The sequence below is a fragment of the Desulfoluna sp. CYM3A genome (assembly GCF_056829965.1).
In genome coordinates this window covers 6,160,298-6,180,417 of sequence record NZ_CP186556.1, presented here as the reverse complement: position 1 = coordinate 6,180,417, position 20,120 = coordinate 6,160,298, and the positions used below count along the sequence as shown (strand labels likewise).

Annotated in this window: 19 protein-coding genes, 1 tRNA gene and 1 pseudogene; 12 read left to right on the top strand and 9 right to left on the bottom strand. The window is 58.8% G+C overall.

The features are described from left to right. Window positions 1–266 precede the first annotated feature (266 nt). The 4 genes from ACOYW1_RS31085 to ACOYW1_RS31070 form a co-directional block, all read right to left on the bottom strand. The gene (locus tag ACOYW1_RS31085; protein WP_482421014.1) at window positions 267–1,856 is read right to left on the bottom strand and encodes a S8 family serine peptidase; all 1,590 of its coding nucleotides are present in this window, start codon (window positions 1,854–1,856) and stop codon (window positions 267–269) included. A 235-nt stretch (window positions 1,857–2,091) separates the two neighbouring features. Further along, window positions 2,092–2,682, bottom strand: a complete 591-nt coding sequence (locus tag ACOYW1_RS31080; RefSeq protein ID WP_482421013.1) for a hypothetical protein — start codon at window positions 2,680–2,682, stop codon at window positions 2,092–2,094. Then, complete coding sequence (locus tag ACOYW1_RS31075) at window positions 2,565–3,866, bottom strand: AMP-binding protein (protein WP_482421012.1); 1,302 nt, start codon at window positions 3,864–3,866, stop codon at window positions 2,565–2,567. The genes ACOYW1_RS31080 and ACOYW1_RS31075 overlap by 118 nt, the downstream gene beginning before the upstream one ends. A gap of 25 nt (window positions 3,867–3,891) precedes the next feature. Beyond that, complete coding sequence (locus ACOYW1_RS31070; RefSeq protein WP_482414575.1) at window positions 3,892–4,458, bottom strand: hypothetical protein; 567 nt, start codon at window positions 4,456–4,458, stop codon at window positions 3,892–3,894. 229 nt (window positions 4,459–4,687) lie between these two features. Between ACOYW1_RS31070 and ACOYW1_RS31065 the strand changes: the two genes are divergently transcribed. Continuing rightward, a tRNA-Pro gene (locus ACOYW1_RS31065) sits at window positions 4,688–4,764 on the top strand. 108 nt (window positions 4,765–4,872) lie between these two features. On the opposite strand, the gene ACOYW1_RS31060 is transcribed toward ACOYW1_RS31065, so the two are convergent. Further along, on the bottom strand, window positions 4,873–5,352 hold the full coding sequence (locus ACOYW1_RS31060) for a hypothetical protein (protein ID WP_482421011.1): 480 nt from the start codon (window positions 5,350–5,352) through the stop codon (window positions 4,873–4,875). A gap of 608 nt (window positions 5,353–5,960) precedes the next feature. On the opposite strand from ACOYW1_RS31060, the gene ACOYW1_RS31055 reads away from it, so the two are divergent. Next, window positions 5,961–6,584 (top strand): DUF1326 domain-containing protein, encoded by a 624-nt coding sequence (locus ACOYW1_RS31055; RefSeq protein ID WP_482421010.1) that lies wholly within the window; start codon window positions 5,961–5,963, stop codon window positions 6,582–6,584. Between the two features lie 322 nt (window positions 6,585–6,906). On the opposite strand, the gene ACOYW1_RS31050 is transcribed toward ACOYW1_RS31055, so the two are convergent. Genes ACOYW1_RS31050 through ACOYW1_RS31035 form a run of 4 tightly spaced genes read right to left on the bottom strand, consistent with a single transcriptional unit; the run spans window position 6,907 to window position 8,453 of the window. Continuing rightward, the gene (locus ACOYW1_RS31050; RefSeq protein WP_482421009.1) at window positions 6,907–7,419 is read right to left on the bottom strand and encodes a hypothetical protein; all 513 of its coding nucleotides are present in this window, start codon (window positions 7,417–7,419) and stop codon (window positions 6,907–6,909) included. Then, entirely contained in the window at window positions 7,412–7,825 is a 414-nt protein-coding gene (locus tag ACOYW1_RS31045; RefSeq protein WP_482421008.1) for a hypothetical protein, read from the bottom strand. The genes ACOYW1_RS31050 and ACOYW1_RS31045 overlap by 8 nt, the downstream gene beginning before the upstream one ends. Further along, window positions 7,786–8,217: a hypothetical protein gene (locus ACOYW1_RS31040; RefSeq protein ID WP_482421007.1), complete on the bottom strand. Its 432-nt coding sequence runs from the start codon at window positions 8,215–8,217 to the stop codon at window positions 7,786–7,788. Before ACOYW1_RS31040 ends, ACOYW1_RS31045 begins: the two co-directional genes overlap by 40 nt. After that, complete coding sequence (locus tag ACOYW1_RS31035; protein ID WP_482421006.1) at window positions 8,187–8,453, bottom strand: NAD(P)-binding protein; 267 nt, start codon at window positions 8,451–8,453, stop codon at window positions 8,187–8,189. Before ACOYW1_RS31035 ends, ACOYW1_RS31040 begins: the two co-directional genes overlap by 31 nt. Window positions 8,454–8,888: 435 nt before the next feature. Here ACOYW1_RS31035 and ACOYW1_RS31030 point away from each other — a divergent pair, with 435 nt between their 5' ends. The 10 genes and pseudogenes from ACOYW1_RS31030 to ACOYW1_RS30985 all read left to right on the top strand — a co-directional run bounded on the left by ACOYW1_RS31030 (window position 8,889) and on the right by ACOYW1_RS30985 (window position 20,074). Then, window positions 8,889–9,959 carry a patatin-like phospholipase family protein gene (locus ACOYW1_RS31030; protein ID WP_482421005.1) on the top strand — a complete coding sequence of 357 codons (1,071 nt, stop codon included), beginning with the start codon at window positions 8,889–8,891 and terminating at the stop codon, window positions 9,957–9,959. 353 nt (window positions 9,960–10,312) lie between these two features. Continuing rightward, on the top strand, window positions 10,313–12,235 hold the full coding sequence (locus ACOYW1_RS31025) for a sigma 54-interacting transcriptional regulator (protein ID WP_482421004.1): 1,923 nt from the start codon (window positions 10,313–10,315) through the stop codon (window positions 12,233–12,235). 486 nt (window positions 12,236–12,721) lie between these two features. After that, window positions 12,722–14,014 (top strand): L-cysteine desulfidase family protein, encoded by a 1,293-nt coding sequence (locus ACOYW1_RS31020; RefSeq protein WP_482421003.1) that lies wholly within the window; start codon window positions 12,722–12,724, stop codon window positions 14,012–14,014. Between the two features lie 658 nt (window positions 14,015–14,672). After that, complete coding sequence (locus ACOYW1_RS31015) at window positions 14,673–15,707, top strand: cation:dicarboxylate symporter family transporter (protein ID WP_482421002.1); 1,035 nt, start codon at window positions 14,673–14,675, stop codon at window positions 15,705–15,707. Between the two features lie 486 nt (window positions 15,708–16,193). After that, window positions 16,194–16,958: a transporter substrate-binding domain-containing protein gene (locus ACOYW1_RS31010; protein WP_482421001.1), complete on the top strand. Its 765-nt coding sequence runs from the start codon at window positions 16,194–16,196 to the stop codon at window positions 16,956–16,958. A 271-nt stretch (window positions 16,959–17,229) separates the two neighbouring features. Next, window positions 17,230–18,135 carry an amino acid ABC transporter permease gene (locus ACOYW1_RS31005; RefSeq protein WP_482421000.1) on the top strand — a complete coding sequence of 302 codons (906 nt, stop codon included), beginning with the start codon at window positions 17,230–17,232 and terminating at the stop codon, window positions 18,133–18,135. After that, a pseudogene (locus tag ACOYW1_RS31000) lies at window positions 18,132–18,326 on the top strand (Ada metal-binding domain-containing protein); the annotation flags it as partial. The gene ACOYW1_RS31005 and the pseudogene ACOYW1_RS31000, both read left to right, overlap by 4 nt. A 127-nt stretch (window positions 18,327–18,453) precedes the next feature. Then, window positions 18,454–19,587 (top strand): AlkA N-terminal domain-containing protein, encoded by a 1,134-nt coding sequence (locus tag ACOYW1_RS30995; RefSeq protein WP_482420999.1) that lies wholly within the window; start codon window positions 18,454–18,456, stop codon window positions 19,585–19,587. After that, window positions 19,584–19,796, top strand: a complete 213-nt coding sequence (locus tag ACOYW1_RS30990; RefSeq protein WP_482420998.1) for a hypothetical protein — start codon at window positions 19,584–19,586, stop codon at window positions 19,794–19,796. Before ACOYW1_RS30995 ends, ACOYW1_RS30990 begins: the two co-directional genes overlap by 4 nt. After that, window positions 19,766–20,074 carry a methylated-DNA--[protein]-cysteine S-methyltransferase gene (locus tag ACOYW1_RS30985; RefSeq protein WP_482420997.1) on the top strand — a complete coding sequence of 103 codons (309 nt, stop codon included), beginning with the start codon at window positions 19,766–19,768 and terminating at the stop codon, window positions 20,072–20,074. Before ACOYW1_RS30990 ends, ACOYW1_RS30985 begins: the two co-directional genes overlap by 31 nt. Window positions 20,075–20,120 lie beyond the last annotated feature (46 nt).

Sequence of the window (20,120 nt, the reverse complement as noted above, 5' to 3'; positions counted from 1 at the left end):
TGTAGGGTGCGGCTCCCGCACCGATTTGCGTGACGCGAACCGCCAACGCGCATCGTACGGTAAACGGTGCGCACGGCGCACCCTACGCTTGACTCGAGCCGTTTCGGGGTTGCCGTGGCCTGTAGCGGGTGCAGCCCCGCACCGATTTGCGTGACGCGAACCGCCAACGCGCATCGTACGGTAAACGGTGCGCACGGCGCACCCTACGCTTGACTCGAGCCGTTTCGGGGTTGCCGTGGACTGTAGGGTACGACGCCCGTAACGATTTACCCTCCGATAAGGGCCAGATTGCTGGTCAACGCGCTCACGTCCAGGGTGTAGGCCCCCGATCCTTTGCGGGCGTCCACCCGGATGGTGTAGGTGCCGGTGACGGCGGGTGCAAAAGTCACGGTCTCCTGCCTGCTTGACCACTTGGCGGACGAGGCAACTTCGGTGCCGTCGGGGTCCAGAAGGCTCAGGTTGTAGTCGTGGCTGGGAAACACCAGCAGGATGGGATGCCAGGCCTCGATGATCAGGGTCACGGCGATGGGCTGGGAGGTATCATAGACATCAAAGGTCCACTCGTCCCGTTTGTCCGTGGCCGAGGCAAACCAGTTCCTTCCGCTCAGGGTATCGGTGACGCCGAGGTGGTAAGGGGCGCCTTCAAGGGGCGGGGCAGGGTACCCGTCCATGGTCTTGCTGATGGTCTGAAGGCCGTCCAGACGGCCTGCGCCCACTTCATTGTCTTTCCCGGCCGGACCCCAGAGCTGGGCGTTGGCCGCCAGTACCGCCTTCATCCCTTGCGGGGTCAGGGCCGGATCCCCCTGGAGGAGCAGGGCCGCTGTTCCCGCCACAAAGGGGGTGGCCATGCTGGTGCCGCTGTGGGCGATATACCCTGCCGGAGAGTTGGCCAGGGGGGCCATGATATTCACCCCGGGAGCGGCGATATCCGGCTTGACGCGCTGGTCCGCCGTGGGCCCCCGGCTGGAAAAGTCCGCCAGGAAAAAGCCGCCCTCACCCGGATCGCCCATGGCCCCCACGGTGATCACCTCTTCGGCTGCGCCCGGTGACCCGATGGTGGCAGAAGCCGGCCCGCTGTTGCCGGCGGCCACCACGGTGACAAGCCCTGCGGATACGGCGGCGTTTGCGGCAAGACAGGTGGCGTCGGTGCCGTCGGAGCTCCCTGTGCTTCCCAGGCTCAGGCTGATGATATCGATGCCCAGCTCCTGTTTCCGCTCAATGCACCACTCAATCCCGGCAATGACCGTACTCATGCTGCCGCTGCCGCGGCTGTCCAGCACCTTGACGCCCACCAGCTCTGCTGCCGGGGCAATCCCTGTGTTGGCCCCGTTTTCATCACCTGCCCCTGCGATGATACCCGCGCAATGGGTGCCGTGGCCGTTGTCGTCGTAGGCGGGGGCCCCGGTGTCGTCCCCCACCAGGTCGCAGAAGGCTGTCACGCGATCGCCAAAGGCGGCGTGCCCTGCGTCGATCCCCGTATCAATCACCGCCACGGTGACGCCCTCGCCGTCCAGGCCGTACATCTGCCGGGCGGCGGTGACCCCGCTCCACTGGGCTGCCGTATCCATAAACGCATGGACCGGGGCGTCGTACTCAATGCGAGCCACAGAGGCGAGCCCTGAAAGGGCTTGGATATCCACACGGCTCACATCCAGGGCCAGGGCCGGAATGCGGGTGTAGCGATACCGGGGCACAGTGCCGCCAACGGCATCCAGAAGAACGTCCTGGGCACGGGACAACGCCGCCGTATCCAGGTCCCCTGCCATGGCCCTCAGGCCGGGGGTTTCCTTCAGGACCACGATGACGGGCAGCACCTCATGGCCAGCCAGGGTCTCCAGCCTCTCCCGAAGCTCCAAGGTAAGCGAATCTCCCGCTGCAAAAGACGAAGCAGCTGCACCCAAACCGCACAGAACAAACAGCACAAACGATACAATCCGCAAAGCCGAACGATGTCTCATACACAAACCTCCGTGTCGTGGTCCCGTCACCCGACGAGGGATGGGGGAGGGTTCATATGAAATGTCGGTATTCAGCACATGGCAATCTATTTCGTCTGGTGCCGACGGCAATCCCCGTTGATCGGATAAGGTATCAAAACCGCACCACCCCGCCCTGGATATCGTCGTAAAGGTCCCGGGTCAGGGGGCGGTACCCTTCCCCCGGATAGTAGAAGTAAAGAGGATCGTCGATGCGGTGGGGGGCAAACCCCTCTTTTCTCAAGGTGACCTTCTGCTGCTTGAAGGAGACGCTCACATCGCACTGCTCCCGAAGCCTCAAGAACCAGGGCCGGGCATAGGCGGGCAGGTTCTCGGCCACGTAGGCGCTCAAGGCCGCAAAATCGATCTCGCAACCGGGAAGCAGGGTAAGGGCGGCCATTCCGGCCCTGCCCTCGACCCCCTTCACCTCCACCCCGTAGACATTGGCATCTTCGATGTCGCCGAATCGAAAGAGAAGGTCCCCCACCTCGTTGGTGGAAACCACCTCCCCCTTCCACTTAAAGGTATCCCCCAGGCGGTCCACGAAGGAGACGTAGCTCTTTTCATGGAGCTTCATCAGGTCCCCGCTCAAAAAATAGCGGTCCCCGGGGGCAAAGACGTTGCTGAGAATCTTCTCGTCGGTGGCGGCTTTGTTGTTTTTGTAGCCGGAAAACCGGTTGAGGCCATTGATCTTCGGCAGGAACATCCCGGTCTCTCCCACCATGCATTTCTGGGCAAACCCGTTGGCGTCCAGGTAGATCTCCCCGGTCTCCACATCACAGCGGGCCAGCTCCCCCATGCGCACCACCCCGGCAAAGGAGAGCTGGCCCTGGTGAAGATCCCTTTTCGGTTCACAAGGCCTCCCACCCCTTCGGTGGCACCGTAGACCTCCAAGACCTTCTCAATGCCGAAGCGTTCCTGAAACGCCTCCCAGTACTCTGCCCGCATGCCGTTGCCCAGGATCACGCGCAGGGGGTTCTCCTTGTCGTCGTCCCGGGGGGGCTGGTTGTAAAGGTAGCGGCACAGCTCCCCCACGTAGATAAAATGGGATGCATTGAACCGCCTTACGTCGTCCCAGAACCGGCGGGCGGAGAACTTGCGGGCCAGGGCCAGGGTTCCGCCCCACATCAGGGAGTGGGGCCAGGCAATGTTGATGCCGCTGTTGTGGTAAAGGGGCAGGCAGAGGTACTGCACATCCCCGGGGACGACGTTCATGGCAAATCCCCCCGCCGCGTACCCCATCTGAAACCACTTGCGATGGGTCAGCACCGTGGCCTTGGGCATACCCGTAGTGCCGGAGGTGTAGATGTACTCCAGGGTGTCCGCAGCCACCACCGGCCATGGGGGCTCGGGGTTGGCCCCGGGCTGCTCGGCGAGCAGGGGCGCAAGGTCCTCCATGCCGGGAGGGGTGGCCACATCCTGCCCCTCTTTCTCCACGAACACGGGGCCTGAAAGCGACACCTCCTCGGCAACAGCATCAAAGGCCTCTGCCAGTTCGATGCCCACAATCACCGCCTTGGCCTCCACGATCTCCAGGGCATGGGCCAGGACCCGCCCCCGGATGTTCGTGTTGACAAGGGCGGGTACCACCCCGACCTTGGCCAGGCCCGCGTGGATGACAAGATACTCCGGCCGGTTCCCCATGAGCAGGGCCACGGTGTCTCCTTTGGCAAAGCCCCGGGAGAAAAACAGCCGGGCATACCGGTTGGCCAGTTCATTGGCCTGTCCGTAGGTCATCACCCGGTCTTCAAAGCAGATCAGGGCCTGGTGGGGACGTTTTTTCGCCTGACGCTCCAGAACCGCCCCCACGTTTTTTCGGCTTGAAGGCGAAAGGAAAAAGGGCCCCAGGGCCCCTTTGACCATGGACACACATTGCTTAACCTGACTCATAACGTTCCTTCATCTGCTGCGTGATTTATGTTTCTGAGACGGGCGGCGTCTCGTCGTCTTCGCTTTCGCGGGTCTCCTGGATGTTCTGGGTGGCGGATCGGATGATCTGGGGCACCAGGCGCTCGCTGAACCCGGCCACAAAGGACCAGAAGAGAAGCTTGGCGATGTCCGGCCCGCTTTGCGGAAAGGTAGAGTTCAGCCACAGGGCAAAGCTGCCCACCAGGTCGTCGTGGTTGATGGCGCTGTGGGTGTATCGGGGAAACATGGAGCCTTCCAGTATCCCGGAGAGAAACAGGATCATGAGCACCAGGGCGAACACGCCCCCGTTGATGGGGATCAGGAGGATGGAAAACCAGGAGTTGGACAGCTCCCGCAGCTCATCGAGGCCCAGGGATGGCAACCGCTGCTGGATACTGACAAAACCGCCGATAAGCCCTGCCATGAACACGTAGCTTACCAGGTACGTCCGCTTGGCCTCCGACGGGTTGACCGCATAAAAAAAGATGGCCAGAAAGACCAGGCACCCCGCCGTCACCACCACCAGCTTCCGGGTCACCGACTGCAGACATTTTTGCCGTTGCACTTCGCTCATGGCCCCCTCCCACATGGAAAACCATCCGGATTCGTTTATCTCAAAGCAGGCGCGGCCCCTTTGGCCCGCTGCCCGGCACCGGGCACGCCCTTAAAAAACCGCAAGACCACAATCGTCAATCACCATAACAACAATAATCTTTGTTTACCATTGTGTTGTAAAATAACCCATCCCCCCTTTTCCCTTGACACCACGCCGGGCAAGGGCGTATAACCCGATCTGTTTTTGGCGGGGCGTAGCGCAGCCTGGTAGCGCACTTGACTGGGGGTCAAGGGGTCGGAAGTTCGAATCTTCTCGCCCCGACCAAAACAACAGCTTAAAAAACAAAAGGATCTGATCGGTACCGATCAGATCCTTTTTTTGTTTGTACGAGCGTAACGCGTCGGTTATGCCCCAGACGAGCAACCTGCCCAGCTATCCCCGATTACGGGCCCTTGAGACAAATCTCATGGCTTCAAGCTCTTTGTAGAGTTCCTTTTTAAATTTGGACTTCGACCCTTTCAGGGTCAGGACACCCATGATCTTGTGGTCGCTCAGACGGGTGAATTTCACGGTCCCGTGGGAATCCTTCAGCATGGTCTCCACCAGGTACTCGGCGTCCACGGCATCGGAGACGATGTACCTCTCGATACGAACCGTCTTCATCTCTTTGCGGTCCAGGCCTGCCCGGGGGAACCCTGCACCTTTTCGCTCTTCAACGGTCTTGGTCCCGCGCGGAGGGGCCACGAGGTTCAACCCGGCGCCCAGCAGGTGGCTCTCGACTTTGGCGGCGAACTCCAGCTGGTTGATGTAGTTGTTAAACGGCATGACCACAAATCGCACGTTGTCACCGACACTGGGGATGTACTTGTAGACAGGTTTGGGCGGTTCGGGTGTCCGCCACGATTTGATCATTCCGCAACCGCTCAGCATAACAAGAAGAGACACTGCAATCGTCACCCTCATCAAAGGGTTCATCCGGGTCTTTGTGATGTGAAACATAGTCATTCCTTCAACTCCAATGGGTTCATACGGTCTTTTCAGAAACATCGATGAAACGTGCCGACGCCGGGGCGGCAACGCCTGCGGGCGGCGTCATGTGCCCGGGACCTTGCGGGGCAAAGGGCCCGGATTCGGCAATCCCCTGAAATCAAGGGCGGCGGAACACGGTAAACAGTGTACTATCCTTATGGGGCAGCGGCCCCTTTTGTCAGACTCAGCACGCGCCCACCTCGGACCCGGGCATCAAGCAGCCGGATTCGATGTTGATAACCACTGGGGCCTGGTGTATTTTTGATAGACGGCATGTGCGCTTTATGCCCCCTTTCGTATGACCCCGGTTCTGCCCCCGCCCTGTTGTTGTGTGGCCCCCCTTCCGGCTTTGCACCCCCTTCGTCGCACCGCTTTTATCCCTTTTGCCTTCCCAGGCAACGGCAACGCGCCGTGACCGAAAAAACATGATTCCCGGACATCTTCCGCCCGGGAATCCGATATGTCTTTATCCGTACATAAGGAATGGAGTCATGAAACATCACATCATATTATGGGTGCTGGGCCTGTTTATCATGGGCATCACGGCAACCACGGTCCATGCCGAAGGGTGGGCCATCAAAGCCAACTATACGGAGAGTTGCAGCTGCAACCCCACCTGCCCCTGCCTGTTCGGCTCCCCGTCGACACGGGGCTACTGCGAGGGTAACAACCTCATTGAAATCAAGGAGGGTCACTACGGGGACGTCAACCTTGACGGCGTATCCGTGGTCACGGCCTTCAGCCTGGGCAAATGGCTGAGGGTGTATGTGGATGAATCCGCCTCCATGGAGCAGGCCAAAGCCGTGGTCGAGCTCCTGAAGCTGGACCAGACCTTCGGTATCATCTACTCCGGCGGCTCGAAAATCCTCTCCGAGGAGAGGGCTCCCATCTCCGTGGAACGCACCGACACCAAAGTCACCTTTTCCGTGCCCGCCTCCAAGGTGGAGATCGAAAAAATGAAGGGCTTAAACGGCGAGCCCATCAGCATCAAAAACCTTCCCGTGCCCTTCATGGAGGACCACACCCAGTACAAAGCCGTCACCCTGACCCACAAAAGCAAAGGCAAAGAGTTCAAGCACACCGGTACCACAATTGATGCCTCGGGAACCTTGTAGTAAGGGCTATGCCCCAAAATAATAATACATAACGATATTTCGCCTCAAATGCGTTACGTCTCGACGCAACGATCAAAAAAAAAGGAGCGGCCTCCGGCGGCCCTGCCGGGGGCCAACCCTTGGTCACCGAAATTTGCCATGGTACGCCCCACGTTTATTGTACGCGGCGTCGACGAGCTGCAACCTGTATTGCATGGGTATCAGCGGCAGATCATCATGGATGGTTTACGTGACGCCGGTGCGGTCCGCATCCTATTCACAGAGGATTAGCCTCCGAAGGCCACCTCGCTCCACATCGATTTGTTTCAGGGCTGCAGGTCCTTTAACAGGTCACAAACAGCGTCGTAGCCCGCCGTCTAAATGCCGTAGCTCCGGGCGTCCCCCAGGCGCTGGCCAGGTACAGGCCCTCAACAGGGCAGGTATTCTTCAGACGGCTGCCGCCGCTGTTGCCGAGGAGCTGGCTGTACCCGAGAAAAGCGCCCTGGGCATTGCCTGTAAACCGAATATTCGTCAGGGGTGTTGCCGCCTCCTTCTCCCGAATCATGGCAGACAGCCCCGGGATAACCTGTTTTTCCGCCCGTTGTATCAACACGTCCCTGACATGATTTTTCCGTTTCTTGTAGGCAGAGGCCTGGGTGTGGTCCGTCCTGTACTCCACCTCAAAAGCCCGCCATGGCTCGTAGCTGCTGCGCGCAAAGATCGATACAATGCTGGTGCCGGGAGGCGCGTACCCTTGGTAGGCGTTGTTGTAAACGGTCACCCCGTAGGGCATTCTCTCAGGATCGCAGGCATTGATGGCCTGAAGGTTTGCCGCATCGTCGCAGGAGTCAAACACAAAGGTCTCGTAAGCAGGGATATCCTGAACCACGTCCCGGTCTGAGCCCCAGCCAGATATTCACCATGGACATGGAGGGCTTCAGGGCTCCGAGCTTTTCCCGGTAATCCTGGGGGACCTTCCCCGCAGGCAGCAGCTTAAACATGGTCTCCGGAACGCAGGCATTGGAGATCACCGCTTTTGCCGCCTCTTTGCGCTTAGCCCCACCTGTTTGACACACCACACCGGAAACCTCCTCCCCCTCCATCAGGACATCCGTGACCTCGGATCCGGTCACCACCTTTCCACCATGTTCCCTGATCACATCCACAAAGGCGTTGGAAAAATCCTGGGAACGCCGTTTGTAATACCAGCTCCCGCAGGTGATCAGGCCGCCGGTGCTGAACAGGTAAAAGCTTGCCGGCAAGGTCTTCTGGGGGTTTTCCCGTAATACGAAATAAACCCTCCCAGCAATGTCTTGAGCCAGGGGTCTCCCGTGCACTCATCAAGGAATTCCGACAGGGGGATCTTGCTTAAAGGATCTTTTTCCAGCCCAGCCATGCCCTCTTTCAAAAACGCCTGAAGCAGTTGCATCATCTTGCCGAAAAAGGCCGATCTGGCATCATCGGGGAACCGGGCCACAAAGGACGCGATGATCTCTTTGACATAGTTCGTCGGGTCGTTGGGGAGCAGGTTTTTCGCCTCCTGCCTGGGATACGAAAGGTCCGGGCGCCCGGGGGTGACAAACCGGGCCAGTTCGGGCAGCAGCACAGGCTCGATCCTGTTTTTTACCCCGGAGGCTTCCAGCAAAAAATCCACGGGAGGGCCTGCGGCCACCGTGGCATGCAGCGAAACATCAAAAGGGTAAACGCCCCCCTTGAAAAGGTCGTGGCGTAGCCGCCGGGTTTGTCATACCTTTCAAAAACAGTCACGGGAAAGCCGTTTCTGGCCAGGCAGGCGCCCGCCATCAGGCCTCCGAGGCCAGCCCCAATTGTACAAAGTACAAACCTCTCTTTGTCCGGTACCTTGGATGCCAGCTCCGTTAATGTTGCCATAGCCATCTCCTTTGCACCGTGACGACCGTCCCTTCCTTCATTTCAGACAATGACGGGATGCAAAAACACGGGAAAGAACCGAGCCGGAACGTGCGTTCGGGTTATGAAGCCACAGGGACACAGGCCCCACCAGGGCTTCCGTTTAAAATATATTGAAAATTTGATATATTATACACCATCGGATTCCGGCATCGCAACGAAACGCAAGGGGACACAGTCGGGCCTCTTCACCTGCACGGGCACGCATGAGAAGTGCGCATTTCAGCCCTCTTTATTCAGCCACCACGCCTTTTCCCTGTCGACTTCATTCATAATCGCGGTTTCTCAAGACAGATCCCGGAGAGAAAGATCACGAACCTGGGGGGGGAACGGGCACCCTTTGCCATCATGATGTGCCCGCCCCCGCACCACCAACCTTCTTTCAGGAGGCATGTCATGGACATGTTGACCATTGATAACCTGGCATTCAGCGGTGGAGGCATCAAGGGACTGGCCTATATGGGGGCCATCCATGAGCTTCTGCAGAATTCGGACAAAATCGATATGTCCCAGGTCAAAAGGACCGCGGGAACATCCGCTGGTTCCATTCTCGCGGCGTTGTATGCCGTCTACAACGGCAACTACGACGCCATGAAAACCCTGATGGACGAAGACTTTTCCAAGTTTGAAGACTTTACCCCCTTCGGCAAGGAGGTGGAGGCGTTGATCGGCGATTTCAGGGGATGGGACTGGTACAAGTTCCTCCTCTTCCCCTGGGCCGTGGGCAAGGGAATCAAAACCATCGAGGACGCCTCGGCAGTTTACAAGGACCTGTTCAGTAAATTTGACGCCACCAAAACGGGAATCTGGGCAGGCAACGCCTTCAAGCAGTGGCTGGAAGATGCCATCGATGCAGCCCTTCAAGAGGCGGGCCTGAGCATCACCAGCAAGGAGCTGACCTTTGCGAAAATTCATGAAACAGACTACTTCAGAATCGATCCCTTTGTCATCGGGACCAACCTGAACTCCGGTTACCCGGTGGTCTTCTCCTATCAGGACACCCCCGACATCCTCCTGGCCGATGCGGTCCGGGTCTCCATGTCCATTCCCATCTTCTTCGAACCCGTGGAGATGCCCTTTCCCTTTGACGGGGGTCAGGCCAGGTGCCTTTTCGTGGACGGCGGGGTGGTCTGGAACTACCCCATTGAACTCTTCGACCAGGAGCAGTTCATGCCGGACTACAGGCCCGGCCCCTACGGCAACTTAGACGCCAACCCCGCCACCCTGGGGTTGAAGCTTGACAGCGACGCGGCCATCGCCATTCTTCAGGATCCGGGGAAAATGGCCACGGACGTGGGCCAGCCCCCACCGACCAACGGCCTTGAGTTTGCCGGGTACATGCTGAACGACCTGATGAACAGCCAGAATTTTGCCATGCTCCTCTTCTCCAGAAACGAGCAGAGGACCATCAACGTCAGCGGCTGCGGCATCCCCGCCACCGACTTCAAAGCTCAGCAAAGCCGATGAGCAGAAACTGTTCGACAGCGGCGTGGCCGGGGTGCAGAACTTTATTGGCCGGGCTTTTGGAAAGAAAGGGACCCAGGCCACGCAACCCGGAATGAAAAAAGCCAACTAACCCGGCAAAAGAGAGACACATACACACAGGGGCAGGCCCGTTATGGCTGAAACAGCCAAAAGGGCCTGCCCCTTTTTTTTAAAAGCCATGACACAGAATCATGGCAACGCGCAGTGTGTTGCGACCTCCGGCGGCCCGGCCCCCTCGCCCGAATGAGAGCAAAAAAAGCACACCTGCCAGCCATGGTGTGGTACGTTTTTTCAACTCGTTTTTTGCCCCCAGAATGAAGATGGAGTCGTTATCCATGGAAACCCAGAAAATATTCGCCGTGATTGCCCAGAAAGTGGCCGAGGCCATTGAGGCGGTGGTTAACATTGATGTCACCGTCATGGACAGCAACATGGTGCGCATTGCCGGAACGGGCATCTACAAAGACCGCATCGGACTCAAGATTGAAGAGCAGACAGCCTTTGGCTACGCCCTGAAGACCGGTCGGCACTATGTGGTGGAGACCGCCCGCGAGAGCGAAATCTGCGCGGTGTGCGAAAGACGGGTGCGGTGCAGTGAAAAGGCCGAGGTGTGCATGCCCCTCAAACGGGGAGATGTGCCCATCGGGGTCATCGGGGTCATTGCCTTCACCGACGAGCAGCGGAACAAAATCGTCCGGAACAAGGCCCAGTACATCAACTTCATCCAGAAGATGGCCGAACTCCTGGAAGCCAAACTCTCGGAAGAGAGGATGTCCAGAGAGAACCAGCTCCTGGCCCTCCGGCTCAAGACCATCCTCAACACCATGCAGGAGGCCCTGGTGGTGTTCAACCGTTCCGGGGAGATCCTCTACAGGAATGACCCCCTGAACCAGCTCCTCACCGAACTTTCCATCTCCGATTCAGGGGGATTCCTGACGGGCCTGTGGGATGAACTGAAGGAGAAAGCCCTCAACCGGGAGGTGGTGGAGAACAGGAAAATCCGCGTGCGCTTCCACGGCCAGGTCACCACCCTGGTGGCCTCGGTCTACACCATGGACGCGGAGGGCAGCGAGTTCATCGTCAAGCTGCACGAATTCATCCGCTTCGAAAAAAAGATGATCCGGTACACCCAGCAGAACCAGGTCAACGTGGACTTCGACAGCATCCTCACCGTGTCCGAAAGCCTTCTGGACACCAAGGCCACGGCAGCCAAAGCCGCCGAATCCGACTCCAACGTCCTCATCTACGGGGAGAGCGGCACCGGCAAGGAGCTCTTTGCCCGGGCCATCCACAACAGGAGCAAGAGGCGGGACAACGCCTTTATCGCCATCAACTGCGGGGCCATCCCCGACGAACTCCTGGAAAGCGAGCTCTTCGGCCACGAAAAAGGGGCCTTCACCGGCGCCATAAACACCCGCATCGGCAAATTCGAAGGGGCGGACGAAGGGACCCTCTTTTTAGACGAGATCAGCGAGATGCCTTACGCCCTCCAGGTGAAACTCCTCCGGGTGCTCCAGGAAAAAGAGATCTGCCGGGTGGGCAGCAACGAGACCCGGAAAATCGATATCCGCATCATCGCAGCCACCAACGCCGATTTGAGGGAACGCATCGAAGAAAGCACCTTCCGGGAAGACCTCTACTACCGGCTCAACATCATCCCCATCCACATCCCCCCCTTAAGAGAACGGGTCCAGGACATCATCTACCTCTCCCAGTTCTATATCGGGCAGTACAACCTCCGGTTCGACAAGTCGGTGAAGCGGCTCTCGAAAAACGCGGAAGCGCTCTTCACCGCCCACGCCTGGCCCGGCAATGTCCGGGAGCTGCAGAACATCCTGGAGTACGCCGTCAACTTTGAAACGGGAGACGAAATCCACGAGGACCTCATCAAGCGACGGCTCGCAGGCGGCAACAACAGGCTGAAAGGTGCGGCCCCCGCAGCGGGCCTGCCCCTTGCCCACCCAGGCGCCACCCTCTCCTCGGACATGGACCGCGTGGAAAAAGAGCTGATCCAGAAAACCATCGACGCCCACAGCGATTTAAAACACAAAGAGATCGTCAAAAACGCCTGCAAAGACCTCAACATCAGCCGCACCACCCTCTACCGAAGGCTCCGCAAGCACGCCATCACCATCCCCAGGGTCGCACATGCGCCATCCCTTCGTTCCTTAGAGGCGTCAAAACACTGGCGGCTCACGGGCTCCGCCCGTTCTGAAGGCGAGGGCAAGGGGCACGAACCCGGCTCGCCCGAAGAGTGAGAAAATCAAACAGCAAACGCTGATTTACATGTTCAACATATCGGCAGGATCTCATTCGTTCCCAGGCTCTGCCTCCACCAGTGAAACCGCTCAGCACAGCGTGTGGCTGGGTAAGAGGTCTCGCAAGTACCTCTTCTCATGCCGGCGGTCAGGGGCAGCGGGGGTGAACAGATCGGTTTCGTTTCAATACCGACACAGTTTCATATCTGACACAGATTTTTGTGTCAGATATGAAACTGACCTGTGTGTATCCTTCCTGTGGTGCCGGAACGTACGTGCGTGCCGCCCCCCTTCACCACCCCTTGCAAATCCGTTTTTTTGACAAGCACTTACCATTCCCCATCCCGTGCAAACCATCAAAAAACCAACGAGACCGTTTCGCTTTTTTCAAACATGGCATGCTCCTTGCCCTTAGTCATGGGACGAAAACAAAAAACCGTGAACGATCAAGTACGACACGTACGAACCATAGAAAGGAGTCAGACCATGGCCACCGATTATTCCGAGCTGGTTGGAATCTTAAAGCGGGAAGTTGTCCCGGCAACAGGGTGCACCGAGCCCATTGCCGTGGCATACGCAGCCTCTGTGGCGGGGGCTAAAATCAAGGACCTCTCCATGATCAAGTCCGTTGAAGTCTGCGTGGATGCCGCCCTGTTCAAAAACGGCCTTCGCGTAGGCATCCCGGGCATCAAAAAGCGCGGGCTGGAAATCGCCCGCCTCGCCGCTATCGCAACCCCCGACAAGGAGCTGCGGGTCCTGGAGACCATCGCCCCGGAACAAAACCAAAAGGCCGAAGCCCTGGTGGAAAAAGAGCTGATCTCCGTCTGCATCAAGGGCAATTGCAGCAGGCTCTTCGTGGAGATCTTTGTCACCCTCACCGACGGCAGGCAGATCAAGGTCATGGCCGTGGACCGCCACAACAACATCGTCAAGGTGGAAGAGGGGATCAACCTCTCCCATGAAGAGCCCGGCGCCGTGGATGAGCAGGCCCACAAAAAGCTGATCCAGGCATACGACCTCAAAGACCTTCTGGATTTTTCCAACACCGTGCCCCTGGATGAGATCCGTTTTCTCCAGGAAGGGGTGGACAAGAACATGATGCTGGCCAAAGAGGGGCTCTCCTATGAGGGAGGCATCGGCCAGGCATACAAGAAAATCGTGGAGGAAGGGATCCTGAACGACCAGATGGTCACCAAGGCGGAGATGCTCTGCGCAGCAGCCTCGGAAGCCCGCATGTCCGGTTCCACCCTGCCTGCCATGAGCAGCGCGGGAAGCGGCAACCACGGCATCACCGTGTTCCTGACCATTGCCGGGGTGGCCGAAGCCACCGAGGCATCCCCGGAAGCCATGCTCCGGGCCCTGGCCTTCAGCAACCTCATCACCGTCTATATCAAGTCCTTTACCGGCACCCTGTCGGCCATGTGCGGATGCGGCGTGGCCGCGGGCATCGGGGCCTGTGCCGGGGTCTCTTACATGATGGGCGGCAGTGAAGCCCAGATCTTCAAGAGCATGCTCAACATGGTGGGCAGCATCACGGGCCTGATCTGCGACGGCGGCAAAGAGGGATGCGCCTACAAGCTGGCCCTTTCAGCCAGCTGGGCCGTCAAGGCAGCCCTTCTGGCCCAGAAGGGGGTCGCGGTCCATGAGGACAACGGCATCCTGGCCTTCAGCTTCCGCCAGCTCTTTGAAAACCTCGGCTACCTGTGCAACACAGGCCTGGCCGGTGCCAACAACTCCATCCTCGATATCATGGAAAGGCAGTACAAAAAGGTGGGGTAAATAAGGGCTTGCTGCATAAGAAAAACGGGGGAAAAGCAACCCGACAAAGGGAGCTCTTCCCTCCCTGGTCACGGCGACCATCCAGCCGGCCCGTGTTCCCTTTCACGCAACATAAAAACTATTTTTACCGGTCCCCGTTTTTTCACGGGACATGGCCGGAATCGCGCTATATGGTCACCCTGGCCAACGCAAAGCCCCCCGGCACCCCTGCCGGGGACCCCATATGCAAGGGAGTTGACAAACACGTGTAAAAAACGGGAGACAGGCGCACTTCGGGCCCATGGCCTGGGAGCCGTCCCCCAAAAAATAAAGGTTTCGGCATAAAAAGCACGGCGCTCGGCGGCAGGCAGGTTGGAGACACTGCAGCCGACATGGGCTCGCCTGGGAATCGTTTCACCGTTGAGACACCCCGGAACGCCCGCACGCAAGCGGCTTTTTTGCCCGGGCCCAATATGTTCAACCAGGAGGGATGATAGGATGTCATTGGAAAACAGGTTTGGAGAATTTGCTCTGATTATCAAGCTCATCGGCGGGATCGCCGCCGGTATCATCATCGGCCTTGTGGCAAACGAGGCTGTCATCGAGGTTGTCACCACCATCAAATACGTCATCGGGCAGCTGATCTACTACACGGTCCCGCTGATCATCATCGCGTTCATTGCGCCGTCCATCGTCAAGCTCGGAAGCAACGCCAAGAAAGCGCTGGGGACAGGGGTCTCGGCCGGCCTACCTCTCCGCAGCCGGGGCGGCCACCATGGCTGCCATGGCGGGTTATCTCATCATCCCGCACCTCTCCATCGCCACCAGCGTGGAGGGACTCCGGGAACTGCCCAAAGTGGTATTCCAGCTCAACATCCCCCCTGTCATGTCGGTGATGACCGCCCTGGTCACCGCCATCATGCTGGGCAGCGCCACCATCTGGACCAAGGCAGAGACCTTTGCCAAGCTCATGAACGAATTTGAAGAGATCATGATGCAGGTTGTCCATCGCGTGGTCATCCCCATTCTCCCGATCTTTATTGCCGCCACCTTTGCCTGCCTTGCCTACGAAGGCAGCCTCACCAGGCAGCTCCCCGTCTTCCTGAAGGTCATCGCCATCGTGCTGGTGGGGCAGTTTGTATGGCTCACCATCCTCTACCTCATTGCGGGCATGATCTCCGGGACAACTCAATTGCTTCACTACTCCCCGGCCTACCTCACGGCCGTGGGCACCATGTCCAGCGCCGCCACCCTTCCCGTGTCCCTCTCCTGCGCCTCCAAGTCCAGCGCGCTCAGCAAAGACACCGTGGAGTTCATGGTCCCCATGGGTGCCACCATTCACCTGTGCGGCTCGGTGCTCACCGAAACTTTTTTTGCCATGACCATCTCCATGATGCTCTACGGCCACCTGCCCTCCGTCAGCGTCATGGCCCTGTTCATCCTTCTCTTCGGCATCTTTGCCATCGGCGCCCCCGGCGTCCCCGGAGGAACCGTCATGGCCTCCCTGGGTATCGTGGTGGGGGTCCTCCAGTTCGACCCCGCGGGTGTGGCCCTTCTGGTGGCGGTCTTTGCCCTGCAGGACAGCTTCGGCACCGCCTGCAACGTCACCGGTGACGGCGCCCTCACCCTGATGCTCGAAGGCCTGTTCAACCGCAACGGCGAGCTCCAGCAGGAGCACGCCTGCGAAGCAGAACTCAGCACGGAACTCAAATAGCCCCACGGGTTGCCTCCGGCCAAGCTTCCGGGGGCAACACTAAAGGAACGATTCAGCCCAAAGAACAGCCTCCGGCGGCCCTGCCGGGGGCCAACCTTTTGAAAAATTCAGCAAACAGGTTTTGTTTTTTGAGGATTCGTGCCTGCAGAGCATAGCCCCTCTCCTTCTTTAAAATTCCATGATTACCGGAACGTTTTTGCGGAGCTTTTTTCAAAAAGCGACCCGCCGGAGGCAACGGAGTTTTTAAATGCGTTGGCCCTGACCTGTTACCGGTTTCGTCTTGACATCCGAGCCCTTCAGTCATACTAAATAAAATTTTGATTTGACTGGACGGATCCATCAAACAGGGGATGTCGCTTCTCATCAACCACGCGACAGATCAAGGGCCCCGCATCAAGGCCCTTTGCCGAAGGCCCGGCTCACCGGGAGGAGGGCAGCCGCTGGCTTGGGAGCCGTCTCCATATGATAACCAGGAGGAAGACGAACATGGCACGATTGAAAAAACTGCTGACCGTCATGGTCATGGCAGGGGTTTGCATGGCAATGGTTTCCACGGCATCCGCCGCGGACAAGAACTGGGCAAAGATCAAAAAATCCGGCGTTCTCACCATCGGCACCAGCCCCGACTACCCCCCCTTTGAAAGTGTGGACCCCGCCACCAACAAAATCGTGGGTTTTGACATCGACCTCATCGACGCCGTTGCCGCCGAGCTGGGCCTTAAGACCAAGTTCCAGGCCATGGGCTTTGACTCCATCATCATTGCCGTGAAAAACGGGCAGGTGAACCTGGGTATGTCCAGCTTCTCCGTCACCGAAGAGCGTAAGCAGAGCGTTGACTTCACCATCCCCTACTACAAAAACGGCTCCACGGTTCTCACCAAGGCAGACTCCCCCGTGAAAACCGAAGAAGACCTGGTGGGCAAGCGTGTTGCCGCCCAGATCGGCTCCACCAGCGCCGAAGCGGCCAAGAAGATCAAGGGCTGCGACGCCCAGATCGTGGACGACGCCAACATCGCAGTGATGATGATGAAAAACGGCGTGGTTCAGGGCGCTGTCCTGGACGTGGCCATTGCCGAAAACTACGCCAAGAAGCCCGAGTTCACCGTCTTTGAAAAGCCCCTGAGCTACGAAGAGACCGCCGCCATCGTGCGCAAGAACTCCCCTGAGTTCCTGGACGCCCTCAACAAGGCCATCGAAAAGCTCGAAGCCGACGGCACCATCGCCAAGCTCCGCAAGAAGTGGGGCGTATAGAGGCTCGAAGGCCCTCAGCTTTGATTGTAAAACGACGCCACCCCAGCCGGAAAACCGGTTGGGGTGTTGTCCTTCACAGCATGCAACACAACAGACCGTGACCATGATCACGTAAGGCCCCCTGGAAAACCATGCGGTTTTCCAATGCAGCGCTGTGCCTCACTGGTCTGTTCAAAAACCGTTTGCCCCCCGGCAGGCCCGCCGGCGGCAACCCCATAGAAGGATCATCACAGTGATCGATTTTGCGCTGGTTTGGCAGCACAAGTTATTTTTGCTTAAAGGAGCCGCGGTCACCATCCAGCTGACCTCCGGTGCCCTGATCATCGGCATCATCCTCGGCTCCCTTGCCGGCATGGGCCGCATCTCCAGAAACCGCCTGATCCGAGCCGTGTCAGGTGTCTATGTCTACGTCCTGCGCGGCACCCCCATGCTGCTGCAGATCTTTTTCATCTACTTCGGTCTGCCCCAGCTCTACCTGGCCATCACCGGGGACCCCATCATGTTTTCGCCCATCAAGGCGGGCATCACGGCCCTGGGCATCAACTCAGGCGCCTACGTGGCGGAGATCGTCCGCGCGGGCATCCAGGCCGTTCCCAGCGGCCAGATGGAGGCCGCCCGCTCACTGGGCATGCCCCACGGCCGGGCCATGTGGGACGTCATCCTGCCCCAGGCCTTTCGCAAAATCATTCCCCCGTTGTGCAACGAGTTCATCGTCCTTTTAAAGGACTCCTCCCTGGCTGGATCGGGGGCTGGTGAGCGACGCACTCGGCGCCACGGGCGCCCGGTACTACGACTACGTCCAGTTCCTCTTCGGCGCCGGTGTGGTCTACCTCTTCCTGACCTTCATCATCTCCCAGGCCCTGGCCGCCCTGGAGAGAAAACTCGGCGTCATGGACAAGTAACACCTCGCCTCCCCGTTTTTCTGCGAAGAAAGGCCCCCCACAGCGGCTTTCGCTGCTCCGCCCACGGTCATGACGGCCCGGCGGAGCGGCAGCGCCCAACACACCGTACCTCCCCTGCCCATCAAAAAAATGCCATCTCCGAAAACCGCTTGCCAGGATTCCGGCAGGAACGTTATCCATACAAGAAAGAGGTCACGGGTCATTTTTTTTCGGATCATCACCCGTGGTCTCCTGCGGCACGCGCCGCACCACCTTTTCGGGCAAAGAGACCATGATGCAACACGAATACAGCCAGGCAAGAACAGCCAAAGACAGGAACTACGACGGCAGGTTCTTCTTCGGGGTGAAAACCACGGGGATCTTCTGCAGGCCTTCGTGCCCGTCTCCTGTGGCCAAAGAGGAGAACGTCCGCTACTTAGCCACCCTCTTCGAGGCGTTGGATCAGGGGTTCCGGCCCTGCTACCGGTGCAGGCCGGACCTTGAAACAGACTACACCAACGGAAACATCCGGGGGACATTCCTGGTGAGAGGCCCTGGAAAAAATCTACGGAGGGTTCCTCCACGACCACAGCTTAGGGGAGCTGGCGGAAGAGGTGGGGGTATCGGACCGCCACCTGCGGCAGCTCTTTCAGGACAACCTAGGTGCCCGGCCCGGGGCCGTGGTCAGGTACCACAAGGCTCTGTTCGCCAAGAAACTCCTGGTCTACTCCCGCCAAAGCATCACCGACATCGCCTATGCATCAGGCTTCGGCTCCATCAGGCAGTTCAACGAGGTGTTTAAAAAGACCTTTGGGAAAACACCCACGCAGCTGCGCCGGGAAGAGGGCCCCGGGGAAGAAAATCCCGGCGCCGACACCCTGCTGAAGCTCCCCTACCGGCAGCCCTTTGATTTCAAGCAAATCCTCTCCTTTCTGGCCCCTCGGGCCATCCGGGGGGTGGAGGTGGTCACCGAAACAAGCTACAGCCGCACCTTTCGAGTGGGCTCAGCCCGAGGATACGTCACGGTCACCGATGCCCCGGAGACATCGGCCCTTGCGCTTCACATCGCCTGTGACGACATCCGCTGCTGCATGGAGATCCACAACCGCGTCCGCAGGATGTTCGACCTGGACACCGACTTTTCCCGGATCAACCACCTCCTTGCAGCGGACACCACCCTGAACCGAGGCATGACAAACGGCCACGTGCCCCGCCTGCCCGTGGCCTTTGATCCCTTTGAGTTTGTTGTCCGCGCCATCCTGGGCCAGCAGATCACGGTAAAGGCCGCCACCACCCTGGCCGGACGCATCGCTGAAAAAGCGGAACAAAACACCGACCCTGAGTACCCGGACGGCCTGGACCGCTACTTTCCCGATGCCGAAGAGCTTGTTAGCCTCGATCTTTCCGGCATCGGCCTCACCCAGACCCGCCAGGCCACCTTGCAAACCGCGGTGCGGGCCATTCTGGACGAAGCCGTCAAGCTCACCCCCAACCAACCCTTTGACGCCTTTCACCGGGACTTTTCCAGCCTGAAAGGCATCGGCGACTGGACCGTTCACTACGTGGCCATGCGGGGCCTGGGCATGAAAGACTGCTTTCCGGCCACGGACCTAGGGGTCATCAAGGCCTTGACCCGGGACGAAAAACCGACCAAAAAAGCAATCCAGGCCATGGCCGAAGCGTGGCGCCCCTACCGAAGCTATGCAACCCTGTGCCTGTGGCATATGGACAAAGGAGACGAGGCATGACCTATTACACCCGATTCCAGGCAACCCTCTGCGAAGTGATCATCGCAGGGGATGAGCGCGGCATCTCCCACCTTCACCTCTGCACAGGGGAAGGCAAACGGAGTCTTCGAAGATCTCACCGGAGTGGGTTCGAAACGACGCTTTCTTTGACGACGCCGTGGGGCAGGTGCGGGAGTACATGGAAGGAAAAAGGGATCACTTTGACCTGAAGCTCAACCCCTCGGGAACGGAGTTCCAGAAACAAGTATGGAAGGCACTCACGGCCATTCCCTTCGGAGAGCTCAGGACCTACGGAGACATTGCAAAAAAACTGGGCAACGAAAAGGCCTGCCGTGCCGTGGGCATGGCCAACAGCAAGAACCCCATCCCCCTTATCGTACCCTGCCACCGGGTGGTGGGGGCAGGCGGCAAGCTCACGGGCTTTGCCCATGGCCTGACCATCAAGGAGCAGCTCATCCGGCTGGAAAAAGAGAAGGACCCAACATAACGAAGAGCCCCCGGCAGGACGCCGGAGGCTTTTATGAATGCATCAG